The sequence below is a fragment of the Nocardioides sp. Z35_8 genome (genome assembly GCF_059621125.1).
In genome coordinates this window covers 2,237,248-2,251,626 of the sequence record NZ_JCAQIE010000001.1, presented here as the reverse complement: position 1 = coordinate 2,251,626, position 14,379 = coordinate 2,237,248, and the positions used below count along the sequence as shown (strand labels likewise).

General features: G+C 72.8%; 16 protein-coding genes. All 16 read right to left on the bottom strand.

Features of this window, described 5'->3' with window-relative positions:
* Positions 1-21: 21 nt before the first annotated feature.
* Positions 22-816, bottom strand: a complete 795-nt coding sequence (locus AC54T2_RS10920) for a F0F1 ATP synthase subunit delta (RefSeq protein WP_186341641.1) — start codon at positions 814-816, stop codon at positions 22-24.
* Positions 816-1,376 carry a F0F1 ATP synthase subunit B gene (locus tag AC54T2_RS10915; RefSeq protein ID WP_186341640.1) on the bottom strand — a complete coding sequence of 187 codons (561 nt, stop codon included), beginning with the start codon at positions 1,374-1,376 and terminating at the stop codon, positions 816-818. Before AC54T2_RS10915 ends, AC54T2_RS10920 begins: the two co-directional genes overlap by 1 nt.
* A gap of 41 nt (positions 1,377-1,417) precedes the next feature.
* Entirely contained in the window at positions 1,418-1,627 is a 210-nt protein-coding gene (gene atpE / locus AC54T2_RS10910; RefSeq protein WP_030482691.1) for an ATP synthase F0 subunit C, read from the bottom strand.
* 67 nt (positions 1,628-1,694) lie between these two features.
* Entirely contained in the window at positions 1,695-2,483 is a 789-nt protein-coding gene (gene atpB, locus AC54T2_RS10905) for a F0F1 ATP synthase subunit A (RefSeq protein ID WP_241005363.1), read from the bottom strand.
* Entirely contained in the window at positions 2,480-2,761 is a 282-nt protein-coding gene (locus AC54T2_RS10900; protein WP_186341639.1) for an AtpZ/AtpI family protein, read from the bottom strand. Before AC54T2_RS10900 ends, atpB begins: the two co-directional genes overlap by 4 nt.
* A gap of 29 nt (positions 2,762-2,790) precedes the next feature.
* Entirely contained in the window at positions 2,791-3,255 is a 465-nt protein-coding gene (locus AC54T2_RS10895) for a hypothetical protein (RefSeq protein ID WP_186341638.1), read from the bottom strand.
* A gap of 79 nt (positions 3,256-3,334) precedes the next feature.
* Complete coding sequence (locus AC54T2_RS10890; RefSeq protein ID WP_186341637.1) at positions 3,335-4,519, bottom strand: MraY family glycosyltransferase; 1,185 nt, start codon at positions 4,517-4,519, stop codon at positions 3,335-3,337.
* Positions 4,520-4,523: 4 nt separating this feature from the next.
* Positions 4,524-5,189: an L-threonylcarbamoyladenylate synthase gene (locus tag AC54T2_RS10885; RefSeq protein WP_489976625.1), complete on the bottom strand. Its 666-nt coding sequence runs from the start codon at positions 5,187-5,189 to the stop codon at positions 4,524-4,526.
* Positions 5,186-6,016: a peptide chain release factor N(5)-glutamine methyltransferase gene (gene prmC, locus AC54T2_RS10880; RefSeq protein WP_496666165.1), complete on the bottom strand. Its 831-nt coding sequence runs from the start codon at positions 6,014-6,016 to the stop codon at positions 5,186-5,188. The genes AC54T2_RS10885 and prmC overlap by 4 nt, the downstream gene beginning before the upstream one ends.
* On the bottom strand, positions 6,013-7,086 hold the full coding sequence (gene prfA / locus AC54T2_RS10875; protein WP_186341634.1) for a peptide chain release factor 1: 1,074 nt from the start codon (positions 7,084-7,086) through the stop codon (positions 6,013-6,015). The genes prmC and prfA overlap by 4 nt, the downstream gene beginning before the upstream one ends.
* Before the next feature lie 125 nt (positions 7,087-7,211).
* Entirely contained in the window at positions 7,212-7,436 is a 225-nt protein-coding gene (gene rpmE / locus AC54T2_RS10870) for a 50S ribosomal protein L31 (protein WP_186341633.1), read from the bottom strand.
* A 143-nt stretch (positions 7,437-7,579) separates the two neighbouring features.
* Positions 7,580-9,541, bottom strand: a complete 1,962-nt coding sequence (gene rho, locus AC54T2_RS10865; protein ID WP_496666164.1) for a transcription termination factor Rho — start codon at positions 9,539-9,541, stop codon at positions 7,580-7,582.
* 133 nt (positions 9,542-9,674) lie between these two features.
* Positions 9,675-10,574, bottom strand: a complete 900-nt coding sequence (thrB, locus tag AC54T2_RS10860) for a homoserine kinase (RefSeq protein WP_489976622.1) — start codon at positions 10,572-10,574, stop codon at positions 9,675-9,677.
* Positions 10,574-11,659, bottom strand: coding sequence for a threonine synthase (gene thrC, locus AC54T2_RS10855; RefSeq protein WP_186341630.1), 1,086 nt, complete (start codon positions 11,657-11,659; stop codon positions 10,574-10,576). The genes thrB and thrC overlap by 1 nt, the downstream gene beginning before the upstream one ends.
* Positions 11,656-12,972 carry a homoserine dehydrogenase gene (locus AC54T2_RS10850; protein ID WP_186341629.1) on the bottom strand — a complete coding sequence of 439 codons (1,317 nt, stop codon included), beginning with the start codon at positions 12,970-12,972 and terminating at the stop codon, positions 11,656-11,658. Before AC54T2_RS10850 ends, thrC begins: the two co-directional genes overlap by 4 nt.
* Positions 12,972-14,375, bottom strand: coding sequence for a diaminopimelate decarboxylase (gene lysA, locus AC54T2_RS10845; protein ID WP_496666163.1), 1,404 nt, complete (start codon positions 14,373-14,375; stop codon positions 12,972-12,974). Before lysA ends, AC54T2_RS10850 begins: the two co-directional genes overlap by 1 nt.
* Between the last annotated feature and the right edge of the window lie 4 nt (positions 14,376-14,379).

Genomic DNA, 14,379 nt, shown 5'->3' with positions numbered 1-14,379 from the left:
GCGTGCCTGGCGCCGGGGTGCTCAGCCGGCGAGGCGGCGGCGGGCTTCGTCGAGACGGCTGGAGACCGTCCCGTCGATCACGTCGTCACCGGTCTCGACGCGGATGCCGCCGATGACCTCGGGGTCGACGACGACGTTGAGGTGGATCTCCCGACCGTAGTTGCGGGAGAGGGCGTCGGCCAGCCGCTGGCGGTCGGCGTCGGACAGGGGACGCGCGACGCGGACGGTCGCGACTCCCTGGCCGCGGACCTCTGCGGCCACCTTCTGGTAGTCGGCCAGGGCCACCCCGACCGTGCGGTAGCTGCCGGACAGCGACTGCTGCACCAGCGCCACCGTCGCCGGGAGCACCTTGTCCCCCAGCAGGTCGGCCAGCAGGCGCGACTTGTCGTCGCGGCTGCGGGCCGGGTCGGACAGCGCGTCGCGCAGCCCGGGGTTGTCCTTCACGACCTGTCCGAAGGCGAACAGCTCGTCCTCGAGCCGACCGGCGTCGCCGCCGGCCGACGTCACCACCGAGACCACGCCGAGACGCTCGAGGGCGTCGGCGAGGTCGCGGCCGTTGGTCCAGCGCTGCCCGACCGCGATGGTCACCACGGCGAGCGCCAGCTCGGAGACCTTGCCGGCCAGCACCTCGCGGAGCAGGCCGGCCTTCGCGTCGCCGTCGATCGACGCATCGGTCATGACCCGCCGCAGCGCGGGCTCGGCGCGGAGCAGGTCCGCCACGCCGAACAGCTCCCGACCGACGGTCCCCGCGTCACCGGCGCCCGTGAGGGCACCGGCGGTGGCGGCGTACGCGTCGGCAGACGCACCTCGGAACATCAGTTGACACTCCCTGCGGTGGTGCCGCCGCGCGCCTCGAGCTCGGAGAGGAACCGGTCGACCACGCGGCTCTGGCGAGCCTCGTCGTCCAGGCTCTCGCCGACGATGCGACCGGCGAGACCGGTCGCCAGGGCGCCGACCTCGGCCCGCAGCGAGGTGACCGCCTGCTGGCGCTCGGCCTCGATCTGCGTCTTGCCGTGCTCCACGATCCGGGTGGACTCGGCCTGGGCCTGCTCCCGCATCTCGGCGATGATCGCGGCGCCCTGCTCGCGCGCCTCCTCACGGATGCGCGCCGCCTCGTGCCGGGCGTCGGCGAGCTGCTTCTCGAGCTCGGCGAGCTTGGCGTCGGCCTCGGCCTGCTTGGACTCGGCCGCGCTGAGCCCACCCTCGATGGCCGCCGTGCGCTCCGCGAACGTCTTCTCGAACATCGGGACGACGAACTTCGTCACGAGGACATAGAGGATCGCGAAGACGATGAGGGCGAGGATGACCTCTGACCAGACCGGCAGCACCGGACTGTGGGTCTCGCCCTCCGCCGCCGCCAGGACGATGTGGTCCATGAGTCGAACTCCTACGGTCTAGAGCTGGGGTGCGACGGTCGTCAGAGAGGCAGGACGAACGCGAGCGCGACGGTGATGATGAAGAGCGCCTCGGCGAGAACGAAGCCGAGAATCGCGATCGACTGCAGACGGCTCTGGGCCTCGGGCTGGCGGGCGACACCGGAGATGAACGCGGCGAAGATGAGGCCGATGCCTACGCCGGGACCGATGGCGGACAGGCCGAGACCGACCAGGTTGATGGAGCCTTCCACGGCTTTTCCTTTCGTCGGCGACGCGTCTCTCGCGCCGCTGTTTGGCGAAACTTGTGGGTGGTGCGGATCAGTGCTCGTCGGCGAGGGCCTCGCCGATGTACATCGAGCTCAGGAGGGTGAAGACGTAGGCCTGGAGGAACATGACCAGCATCTCCAGGAAGCTGACGCCGATGCCGAGCCCGAAGGACAGCACGCCGACGGCGCCGTAGAGGATGTTGCCGCTGGCCAGCAGGGCCGCACCGCCGGTCGCGAACAGGATCAGCAGCAGGTGGCCGGCGAACATGTTGCCGAACAGACGCAGCGTGAGCGTGACCGGGCGGATGATGATGTTGGAGAAGAACTCCAGGGGCACGAGCAGGAGCAGGATCGGACCCTTGACGCCGCCGGGCATGGTGGCGTGCTTGAGGTAGCCGAGCGGGCCGTGCTTCCAGATGCCGGCACCGACGTAGATCAGCCAGCTCAGCATGGCGAGCGGCACGATGAAGCCGATGCGGGAGAAGCTGGGGAACTGCAGGAAGGGGATCACGCCGTAGTAGTTGTTCACCAGGATGAAGGTGAACAGCGTGAAGAGGTAGGGCACGAACTTCATGTAGTGCTCGCTGCCGATGTTGTCGCGAGCCATGTTGTTGCGCACGAAGCCGTAGATCATCTCGCCGGCGAACTGCAGGCGGCCCGGCACGAGCGAGGCCTTGCGCGAGGCGGCGTAGAAGAACCCGAAGACCAGCACCGCCGACAGGACCAGCAGCACCATCGGCTTGGTGACGTCACCGAAGATCGGCGGCAGCTCGAAGCTCCCGGGGCCGGGGGCGTGGAATCCCGAACCGCCCTCTGCCGCGACAGGCTGGCTGATGATCACTCCGACTCCTCGTTGTTCGTGTTGCTCGTGGTGTGACGCGTGTTGCTCGTGCCGCCGTCGTGCTCGTGCTCGGCGGCCGTCTGGCGGTTGAGCTGCACGACCATCATGTAGGTGCCCAGCGCGCCTCCGAGCAGGACCCCCGCCGCCACGAGGAAGCGGGTGTCCAGCCACTGGTCCAGCAGCCAACCGACCGCCCCGTAGAAGAGCACCCCCGCCACCAGGTAGCTGGGGGCACTGATGCGCGACGGCTGGGAGGAAGAGGCACCGGACTCGGCCATGGCGCTGCGGACTTTAGCAGTCGTGGCACTCACGACTCACCCCCGGGGAGGTCGAAGTAGGGCGTGCGCTGCCGCGCGGTCAGCACGAGGTGAGCGGCGGTCCACACGACGGTGGCGAGCACCATCGAGGCGGCCAGCCAGCCACGGGCCTGGTCGCCGGGGAACAGCCCGCCCCGGGTGATGGCCACGAACACCAGCAGCACGATCGCGAGCTGCGTCGCGTAGGTCGCCAGGGCGACCAGCAGGGACGCCGTCGGCATCGCGCTGGCGACGACGTGCAGCGACAGCGTGCCGAAGGACACGACCAGCACCACCAGGCCCGCCCCCACGGCGGCAGCGGCAGCGGCCTCCGACCCGTGCACCACGGCGGCGAGGGCCACCAGCACGGCGCCGGCGAGCACCGTCGCGACCGCGGCACCGGCGACGACTCGCGCGCCCGCCGCGAGGCTGCGGCGGCGGGTGGCCGCGCTGCTCTCGCTGGTCTCGGTCGTCATGTCGGCGGCCTGTCTGGTCTGGTGCGGGCGGTGCGGGTACGCTCGTGAAAACTATCACAAAGTCGTCGAACGGCTGAATTCAGGGACCCGCCGCGGGCTCGTCGGCCCGCCCCTCCACGGTCGCGTTGTGGGGCAGTCCGGTGTCGCCGAGGCCGGTCTTGCGCGGGCGGTGCATCTTGGGCAGCACGAACGTCAGGGCGACCGCCAGCGCCAGCATCGTGCCCACGCTCCACCACACCCACGCGGCGTCGAACAGGCTCACCACGACCGCGCCGGTGGCGATCGTGAACGCCCACGTCCACATGATCAGCACCGCGCGGCGCTGCGAGTGGCCGATCTCGAGGAGCCGGTGGTGCAGGTGCTGCTTGTCGGCGCTCATCGGCGAGCGGCCCGCCCGCGTGCGTCGTACGACCGCCAGCACCAGGTCGACGATCGGCACCATCAGCAGGGAGATCGGCAGCAGCACCGGCAGCACGGTCACGAACAGGCTGTTGCCGGTCGTGACGGGCATGCCGACGAACTGGCCGGTGAGCGTCAGCGCGCTCGCCGAGAGGACGAGCCCGATCAGCATCGACCCGGAATCGCCCATGAACAGGCGCGCGGGGTGGAAGTTGTGGGGCAGGAACCCGGCGCACGCCCCCGCCAGCGCGGCGCTCAGCAGCGCCCCCGTGGTCGCGAGCGTGAGGTTGGCCTGCGCCGAGGCGAAGTAGCAGTAGAAGAAGAACGCGGCCGCGCCGATGCCCACCACGCCGGCCGCCAGCCCGTCGAGGCCGTCGACGAAGTTGACGGCGTTCATCGTGCCGATCACCACGACCAGGGTCAGCACCGCGCCCTGCACGTCGTCCAGTGAGAACTGCGTGCCGTCGGCACCCGGGAAGTAGTAGAAGCGCACCCCCATCGCGACCAGCAGCCCGGCGGCGAGGACCTGCCCGCCCAGCTTGGTCAGGGCGTCGAGGTCGAAGATGTCGTCGATGACGCCGACGGCGCAGACCAGCGCCCCGGCGAGGAGCACCACGCCGGCGTCCTTGAAGACGAAGCCCTCGCTGCGCTGGCCCAGGAAGGGCAGCTCGCGCGCCACGAGGTAGGCGGCGGAGAGGCCTCCGAGCATGGCCAGGCCGCCGAGGTAGGGGATCGGCTCGGCGTGCACGTCACGGTCGCGGACCGCGGCCACCGCACCGGTGCGCAGGGCGATCTCGCGGGCGATGACGGTCAGCAGGTAGGTCACCGAGAGGGCGACCAGGAAGACGAGGAGGTACTCCCGCATCCGCCTATCCCTGGTCCTGGAGCACCACGCCGTGCTCCTCGATCGCCGCGTTGAGCTGCTCCAGCGAGAGCGCGCCGAGGCGCAGCACCCGTCCGTCCGGGACCGTGACGTCGACGATGGTGGACGCCTCGCCGCCCGGCGAGGGGCCGGCGTCGACGATGACGGCCACCGCGTCGCCGAGCATCTCCTCGGCCTGGTCGGCATCGGTGGCCGCGGGACGGCCGGTGAGGTTGGCCGAGCTGACCGCGAGAGGGCCGGTGCGCTCGAGGACGGCGAGCGCCACCTCGTCGTCGGGCATCCGCACCGCGACGGTGCCCCGGGTCTCGCCGAGGTCCCACATCAGCGAGCCCTGCTGGTGGCACACGAGGGTCAGCGGGCCGGGCCAGAACTCCTCGACCAGCGTGCGCGCCCACGGCGGCACCCGCTCGGCGAGCGCGTCGAGGGTGGTGGCGGCCGAGACGAGCACCGGCGGCGGCATGTCACGGCCGCGCCCCTTGGCCTCGAGCAGTGCCCGCACGGCGTCGTGGGAGAACGCGTCGGCGGCGATGCCGTAGACGGTGTCGGTGGGGATGACCACCAGCTCGCCACGGCGTACGGCGGCCGCGGCGGCGCTGACCGCCGCCTCCCGCTCCTCCTCGGTCGAGGTCGCACGCCTGTCCACGACGCTCATCGTGCCAGCCGAGCCGTGAGGAAGCGCGCCCGACCCGCGAGGTCGGTGTGGTCGCGGACCTCGACCCACCGCCCGGTGGCGGCGAAGACGCCCGGAGCCGACTCGCCCTGGACGTCGGCGTGCTCGGCTCCCACCACTCCCCCGGGCCGCAGCAGCACCGCCGCGCGCCGCTCGAGCAGCCGCATCGCGTCGAGGCCGTCCTGGCCGGAGAACAGTGCGAGGTGCGGGTCGTGGTCGCGGGCCTCGACGGCCACCGACTCCCATGCCTCCAGCGGGATGTAGGGCGGGTTGCAGACCACCACGTCGACGGTGCCGGCCAGGTCGTCGAAGGCGGCGAACGCGTCGCCGAGGCGCAGGTCGACGTCGGCGAGGTTGGTCCGGGCGTAGGCGTGGGCCTCCGGGCTCAGCTCGACGGCGTGCACGTCGGCGTGCGGCACCTCGTCCTTGACGGCCGCGGCGATCGCCCCCGAGCCGGTGCACAGGTCGACGACGACCGGCACGCCGGGGACGGCGCTCGCCTCCTCGACGGCCCAGCCGGCGAGGAGCTCGGTCTCGGGTCGCGGCACGAAGACCCCGGGGCCGACGGCCAGCTCGACGTGGCGGAAGGCGGCGGTGCCGGTCAGGTGCTGCAACGGCTCGCGGGCGGCCCGGCGCGCCACCAGCGCGTCGTACGCCGCCTCCTGCTCGGGAGCCAGGGCGTCGACCAGCGGCAGTCGACCGAGCGGGACGTCCAGGACGTGGGCGAGCAGCAGGTCGGCGTCGCGCTCGGGCGAGGCCACCCCCGCCACGCGCAGGCGCTCGGCCGCGGCGCGGCGCAGCTGCCTCACGACTCGAGCGCCGCGAGCCTGGCGGCCATGTCGGTCTCCACGCACGAGTCGAGCACCGGCTGGAGGTCGCCGTCGAGCACCTGGTCGAGGTTGTAGGCCTTGTAGCCGGTGCGGTGGTCGCTGATCCGGTTCTCGGCGTAGTTGTAGGTGCGGATCCGCTCGGAGCGATCGACGGTGCGCACCTGCGAGCGCCGGGCCTGGCTGGCCTCGGCGTCGGCGGCGTCCTGCGCGGCCTGGAGCAGCCGCGCGCGCAGGATGCGCATGGCCTGCTCCTTGTTCTGCAGCTGGCTCTTCTCGTTCTGGCAGCTCACCACGATCCCGGTCGGCAGGTGGGTGATCCGCACGGCCGAGTCGGTGGTGTTGACGCTCTGCCCACCGGGCCCGCTCGAGCGGAAGACGTCGATGCGCAGGTCGTTGTCGTCGATCGTGACGTCGACCTGCTCGGCCTCGGGCATCACGAGCACGCCGGCGGCCGAGGTGTGGACGCGCCCCTGCGACTCGGTGACCGGCACGCGCTGGACGCGGTGCACGCCGCCCTCGAACTTGAGGAGCGCGTAGGGCGCGCGGCCGGGCTCGACCGCGCCGCGGGCCTTGACCGCGGCGGTGACGGACTTGTAGCCGCCGAGGTCGGACTCGGTCGCGTCGAGGATCTCGACGCTCCAGCCGCGGGTCTCGGCGTAGCGGGAGTACATCCGCAGCAGGTCGCCGGCGAAGAGCGCCGACTCCTCGCCGCCCTCCCCCGACTTGATCTCGAGCAGCGCGTCCTTGCCGTCGGCAGCGTCGCGGGGCACCAGCAACCGCCGGAGGCGCTCGCCCGCTGCCTCACGGCGAGCCGCGAGGTCGTCGGCCTCGGCCGCGAACGCGGGGTCGTCGGCGGCGAGCTCGCGCGCGGCCTCGATGTCGTCGCCGAGCCGCAGCCACTCCTGCCAGGTCGAGACGACCGCCGTCAGCTCGGCGTAGCGCTGGTTGAGCTGCTTGGCCAGGCGCTGGTCGGCATGGGTCTCGGGGAGCGAGAGGCGCCGCTCGAGGTCGGCGTGCTCCTCGCGCATGCCCTCGACGGCCTCGAACATCGGGTGGGCTCCTCGGGGTCGGACGCGTGGCGGGGACGGTGTGGCTGGTCTGGCCGGGGTGCGAGACGGCAGACGGCAAGGCGCCGGCCACCCGCTCGAAGCGGGCGACCGGCGCCTGACGTGGGCTACTTCTTCTCGGCCGGGGCCTTCTTGGCGTAGCGGGCCTCGAAGCGGGCGACGCGGCCGCCGGTGTCGAGGATCTTCTGCTTGCCGGTGTAGAACGGGTGGCACTGCGAGCAGACGTCGGCGTGGATGGAGCCGGAGGTCGCGGTGCTGCGGGTCGTGAACGACGCGCCGCAGGTGCAGGTCACCTGGGTCTCGACGTACTCGGGGTGGGTGTCCTTCTTCATGGGTGTCCTCTCGAAGTGTTCCGGGTCGCCCGCGTGGATCGCGTACTGACGTGAACCGGAACCGGCGCACAAGTGTGCCACCGGTCTGAACAACAGCGCCAATCCCGAGATTCCCGGCCCGGGGCCGGCGCCGCCTGCGATCGTCAGCGGCCGCTGACGACCTTGGCCACGGCCTGCTGCGAGTCGGCCGCGGCCAGCTTCTTGCGGATGTCGCCGACCACCGCGCCCTCGGCCGGGGCGAGCAGCCGCTCCTCGTGTCGCGTGCCCGAGGCGGTCACGTCGACGGCGGGGACGATGCCCTTGGCGGCCCGCTCGGCGCTGAGCGCGAGCTCCCAGTTCTCGGTGCCGGCGATCTCCTCGAGGAAGAACTCGTCGGTCGCCGACCCGGTGCCCACCGCCACCGTCGCGAGGACGGTCAGGGAGCCGGCGTCCTCGATCGTGCGGGCGGCGCCGAAGAACTCCTTGGTGGGGTGCACGGCGGACGCGTCCACGATGCCGGCCAGCACCCGGCCGTTGGCGGGGGCGGCCAGGTTGTAGGCGCGGCCGAGGCGGGTCAGCGAGTCGAGCAGCACGACCACGTCGTGGCCGAGCTCGACGAGTCGCTTGGCCCGCTCGATCGCCAGCTCGGCCACCAGGGTGTGGTCGGCGGGCTGCCGGTCGAACGTCGACGCCACGACCTCGCCCTTGACCGCGCGCTGGAAGTCGGTGACCTCCTCGGGCCGCGCGTCGACCAGCACCACCATCACGTGGCACTCGGGGTTGTTGGTCGTCACCGACTGCGCGATCGACTGCAGCAGCGACGTGGCGCCCGTGCGGGGCGGGGTCAGGATCAGCCCGCGCTGGCCCTTGCCCACCGGCGCGGCGATGTCGATGACCTTGCCGGTGAGGTTGTCGTCGGCCGTGGCCAGGCGCAGCCGCTGGTGGGGGTGCACCGGCACCGCGTCGGAGAACTGCGGCCGCTCCTTGGCGCCGTCGGCCTCGGTGCCGTTGACGCTGTCGATGCGGACCATCGGGTTGAACTTCTCGCGGCGCTCTCCCTCGCGGGGCTGGCGCACCTGGCCCACGACGGCGTCACCACGGCGCAGGTGGTACTTCCGCACCATCGACAGCGACAGGTAGACGTCCTCGGGTCCGGGGAGGTAGCCCGAGGTGCGCACGAACGCACAGTTGTCGAGGACGTCGAGGATGCCCGCGGCCGGCACGAGCACGTCGTCCTCGAGGATCGTGGTGTCGGGCTCGTTGCGGCTGCCCTGGCGCGCGACCGTCCGGTCACGCCCGCGACGGCGCCGGTTGCGGCGGCTGCCGCCCTCGCCGTCGTCGTCGTCGTCGGGGTGCTGGCCCTGGTCCTGCTGGTCCTGGCGGTCCTGCCGGTCCTGCCGGTCCTGCCGGTCCTGCCGGTCCTGTCGGTCCTGTCGGTCCTGGCGGTCCTGGCGGTCCTGGCGGTCCTGCTTGCCCTGGCCCTGCTGGTCCTGCTGCTTCTGCTTGCCCTGGCCCTGCTGGCCCTGCTGGCCCTGCTGCTGCTTCTGCTTGCCCTGCTTCTGGTCCTGCTTCTGGTCCTGCTTCTGGTCCTGCTGCTTGCCCTGCCGGGCGCCCGCGCGCTGCTCGGACCCCTGCTCGGACCCCTGCTCGGACGACTGCTCGGACGACTGCTCGGACGACCGGCCCGGCTGCTCCGGTGCCTGCTCGGACTGCTGACGGTCGGCCTGCTGCTCGGCCTGGCGCTGCTTGCGGGTGCGGGTGCGCACGGTCGTCTGCACGGTCGTCGGGGCGGCCGACTCCTCGCCGCCGGCGGTCTCGACCGTGCGCGCCTCGGGACGCGACTGCGCCTGCGGTGCCTGCTCGGCGCCATCCCGCTCGGGCCGGGTCTCGGTGCGGGTCCTCTCGGCGGGCGCGCCTCCCGACTGGTGGGTCCGGATGGCCTCGACGAGCTGGGCCTTCTTCATCGCACCGGCGCCGGGGATGCCGAGGCCGGCGGCCATCGACTTGAGGTCGGCGAGCAGCATCGAGCTGAGGCCGCCCGATCGCTTGGCGGGCTTGGGCGCCCCGGTGGTGCCGGCCGTCTCGGGGGCGGCGTTCTCCGCAGGGGTGGCGGGGGTCTCGGTCACGTGGATCCTTCGCACGTTGCGTCGCCCGCGACGCCGCGAAGGCGGTGCGCGAGGCGGATGGTGGGCGCCCGTCCACGCGGACCCCGAGGAGGCACGGGATCCGGGACGAGCAGGTACGCCGAGCGGCGCGCGGTCAGGTTAGCAGGAGCGCGCCGTGGGGCTCGATCGACAGGGCGTGGCAGGCCCAGCCGTCCGGGCAGGCGGCGGTGAGCGCCGAGGTGTCGGCGGTGCCGAAGGCCAGCACCGTCGGCCCCGCTCCCGACACCACGGCCGGCACGCCGGCGGCGCGCAGGCGGCGCACCAGCGCCAGCGTGTCGGGCATCGCCGGCTCGCGCTGGTCCTGGTGCAGCCAGTCGCGGGTCGCGGCGAGCAGGTGCTCGGGCTGCCCGGCCAGGGCGGCCACGAGCAGCGCGGCCCGACCGGCGTTGGCGGCGGCGTCCGCGTGGGGCACCGTCGCGGGCAGCAGCCCGCGGGCGACCGACGTCTCGACCCCGGTGGGCGGGACGAAGACGACCGCGGTGACCCGCGGGTCGACGCCCACCCGCACGGCGTACCAGTGCCCGTCCTCGCGGCCCGAGACGACGAAGCCGCCGTAGAACGCGGGCGCGACGTTGTCGGGGTGGCCCTCGAGGTCGGCGGCGAGGTCGAAGAGCGCGTCGTCGGAGGCCAGCAGCTGCCCGCCCGGCACGAGCGCGCGCGCGAGCACGACGCCGGCGACGATCGCCGCCGAGGAGGAGCCCAGGCCGCGGGCGTGCGGGACGACGTTGTGACACGACAGCCGCAGGCCGGGCGGCTGCTGGCCCATCAGCTCGAACGCCGCCCGCATGGAGCGGACCACCAGGTGCGACTCGTCGCGCGGCACCCCGTCGGCACCGGCCCCGTCGACCTCGACGACCAGGCCTTCGGGCAGCACCTCGGCCTCGAGCTCGTCGCGCAGCGACAGCGCCAGGCCGAGGGAGTCGAAGCCGGGGCCCAGGTTGGCCGACGTCGCCGGGACCGAGACCCGCACGGGACCGTCGACGAACCGTCCCATCAGGCCAGGCCGGCGGCTGCGGCGGCGGCGTCCACGTCGGCGTCGATCACCGTGTCGACGATGTCGCCGCAGGACTCCAACGCGGTCGCGGTGTCCTTGAGGCCGTGCCCGGTGACCGTGATCGCCACGGTGGCGCCGGTGAACACCTGGCCGGACTCCAGCGCTGCGAGCAGCCCGGCGACGCCCGCCGCCGAGGCGGGCTCGACGAAGACGCCGTCGTTGCGGGCCAGCTCGAGCTGCGCGGCGAGGATCTGGGCGTCCGAGAGCGCGGCGAAGCCGCCCTCGGACTCCTTGGCCGCCTGCTCGGCGAGGTGCCACGAGGCGGGGTTGCCGACGCGGATCGCGGTCGCCCTGGTCTCGGGGTCGGGGAACGGCTCGCCGGTCACCAGCGGGGCGGCGCCCTCGGCCTGGAAGCCGAGCATCCGGGGCCTCCGGGTCGCGCGGCCGAGCTCGGCGTACTGCTGGTAGCCCAGCCAGTAGGCGGAGATGTTGCCGGCGTTGCCGACCGGCAGCAGGTGCAGGTCGGGGGCGTCGCCGAGGAAGTCGACGATCTCGAACGACGCGGTCTTCTGCCCCTGCAGGCGCACCGGGTTGACGGAGTTGACCAGCTCGACGGCGTAGCCCTTCGACAGCCCGATCGCCATCGCCAGGCAGTCGTCGAAGTTGCCCCGCACCATGATCACCTGCGCGCCGTGCACGACCGCCTGGGCCAGCTTGCCGGCCGCGATCTTGCCCTCGGGGATCAGCACCAGCGGCTTGAGGCCCGCCTTGGCTGCGTAGGCGGCCATCGACGCCGAGGTGTTGCCCGTCGAGGCGCACACGACCGCCTCGGCCCCGAGGTGGCGGGCGTGGGAGATCGCGGCGGTCATCCCCCGGTCCTTGAAGGAGCCGGTCGGGTTGTCGCCCTCCACCTTGAGCCACACCTGGCCACCGGTCAGCCCCGAGAGCCACTCGGAGTGCACCAGCGGCGTGCCGCCCTCGCGGAGGGTCACCGCAGGCATGTCCTGGGGAAGGTCGAGCAGGTCGCGGTACTCCTCGATCACCCCGCGCCACTGGTGGGTGGTCGTGCTCGCCTGCGTGCTCATTCGTCTCCTCCCTCGACGCGCATCACCGAGGTGACCTCGCGCACGATCTCCATGCTGCGGAGCTGGTCGACGGTCGCCCGGAGGGCGGCGTCGGGTGCGGTGTGCGAGACGACGACGAGCTGCGCGTCGGCGCCGCGGCCCTCCTGGCGCACCGTCTGGATCGAGACGTCGTGGTCGGCGAACGCGTTGGCCACGGCGGCCAGCACGCCGGCGCGGTCGTCGACGTCGATCGCCACGTGGTAGCGCGTGAGGGTCTCCCCCATCGGCTGGACGGTCCGGTCGGCGTAGGCCGACTCGCCCGCGCCGCGGGTCTCGGCGAGCCTGTTGCGGGCCACCGTGACGAGGTCGCCGAGCACCGCGCTCGCGGTCGGCGCGCCGCCGGCGCCCGGCCCGTAGAACATCAGCTGCCCCGCGGCCTCCGACTCGACGAAGACCGCGTTGAACGCCTCGCGCACGCTGGCCAGCGGGTGGGAGCGCGGGATCATCGCCGGGTGGACGCGGGCGGCCACCTGCTCCTGCCCGTCGGGCCCCCGTCGCAGCTCGCAGATCGCGAGCAGCTTGACGACCGCGCCCATGTCGCGGGCGCTCGCGACGTCGGCCGCGGTCACCTCCGAGATGCCCTCGCGGTGCACGTCGGCCGCCGTCACCCGCGAGTGGAACGCCAGGCTGGCCAGGATCGCGGCCTTGGCCGCGGCGTCGAAGCCCTCCACGTCGGCGGTCGGGTCGGCCTCGGCGTAGCCGAGCTCCTGGGCCTCCTCGAGCGCCTCGGAGAATCCCGCGCCGGAGGTGTCCATCTTGTCGAGGATGAAGTTGGTCGTGCCGTTGACGATGCCCAGCACGCGGGTCACCCGGTCGCCGGCGAGCGACTCGCGCAGCGGCCGCAGGATCGGGATGGCGCCGGCCACGGACGCCTCGTAGTAGAGGTCGCGCCCGGCCTCGGCGGCCGCCTCGAACAGTGTCGGCCCGTCCTCGGCGAGCAGGGCCTTGTTGGCCGTCACCACGCTGGCGCCGTTGTCGAGCGCGGCGAGGATCAGCGACCGGGCGGGCTCGATGCCCCCGATCACCTCCACGACGAGGTCGACGTCGTCACGCGCCACCAGGCCGTGGGCGTCGGTGGTCAGCAGTCCTTCGGGCACGTCGACCTCGCGGGGCGCGTCGAGGCGTCGTACGGCCACCCCCACCAGCTCCACCGGCGCGCCGACGCGCGCGGCCAGGTCGTCGTGCTGCTCGGCCAGCAGCCGCACCACCTGCGACCCGACCGCACCGCAGCCCAGGACCGCGACGCCGAGCCGCCGCTTGTCACCCTCACTCATCAGAGAACACCCACATCGGTCGCCAACAGGTCGGCCACAGTCTCTCGTCGCAGCACGGTGAAAGTCTTCCCGTCCCGCACTCCGATCACCGGAGGACGCAGCACATGGTTGTAGTTGGACGCCATGGATCTGCAGTAGGCGCCCGTGCCGGGCACCGCGACGAGGTCGCCGGGGCGCACGTCGGCGGGCAGGAACTCGTCCTTGACGACGATGTCGCCGGCCTCGCAGTGCTTGCCGACGACCCGCGACAGCGCGGGCCGCGCCGCGGAGGCCCGGGAGGCGAGCGTCGCGGAGTAGTCGGCGTCGTAGAGGGCGGTGCGGATGTTGTCGCTCATCCCACCGTCGACCGAGACGTAGGTGCGCCGGGCGCCGCCGTCGAGGGCGACCTCCTTGACCGTGCCGACCTCGTAGACGGTGCACATCGACGGCCCCACGATCGCCCGGCCGGGCTCGATCGACAGGCGCGGGACGGCCACCCCGTGCGCGCGGCACTCGTGCTCGACGATCGCGGTGATCTCGGCGGCCAGCCGCGCGGGGTCGGACGGGTCGTCCTGGGTCGTGTAGGCGATGCCGAAGCCGCCGCCGAGGTCCATCTCGGGCATCTCGACGCCCAGCTCGGCGCCGATCCGGGCGTGCAGCGCGAGCACCCGGCGGGCCGCCACCTCGAAGCCGGACGTGTCGAAGATCTGGCTGCCGATGTGGGAGTGCAGCCCCAGCAGTCGCAGCCCCGGGGCCTCGTGGACGCGTCGTACGGCCTCGAGGGCGTCGCCGCTGGCGATCGAGAAGCCGAACTTCTGGTCCTCGTGGGCGGTGGCGATGTACTCGTGGGTGTGGGCCTCCACCCCCGCGGTGACCCGCACCATGACCCCCGTCGTGCGGCCGAGCTCCGCGGTGACGGACGCGAGCCGCTCGACCTCGTGGAAGGAGTCGACGATGATCCGGCCCACACCGAGCTCGACGGCGCGCTCGAGCTCGCCCAGCGTCTTGTTGTTGCCGTGGAAGCCGACCCGCTCCATCGGGAAGCCGGCCCGCTCGGCGACGGCCAGCTCCCCACCCGAGCAGACGTCGAGCGAGAGGCCCTCGTCGGCGAGCCACCCGGCGACGGTGGTGCAGAGGAAGGCCTTGCCGGCGTAGTAGACGTCATAGCCGGAGAACGCGTCGCGGAACGCAGCGGCGCGGCTGCGGAAGTCGGCCTCGTCGAGCACGTAGGCCGGGGAGCCGTGCTCGCGGACGAGCTCGGGCAGCGGCACGCCCCCGACGCTCAGGACGCCGTCGGCCTTGGCCGCGGTGCGCGACCAGAGCAGCGGCACGAGGGCGTCAGGGTCACTCGGCTCGCGCAGCCACTGGGGCCCGCGGAGCGCACCGTCAGCGTGGGCCCAACCGGACGGGTGCGCGGTGGGCACGCCC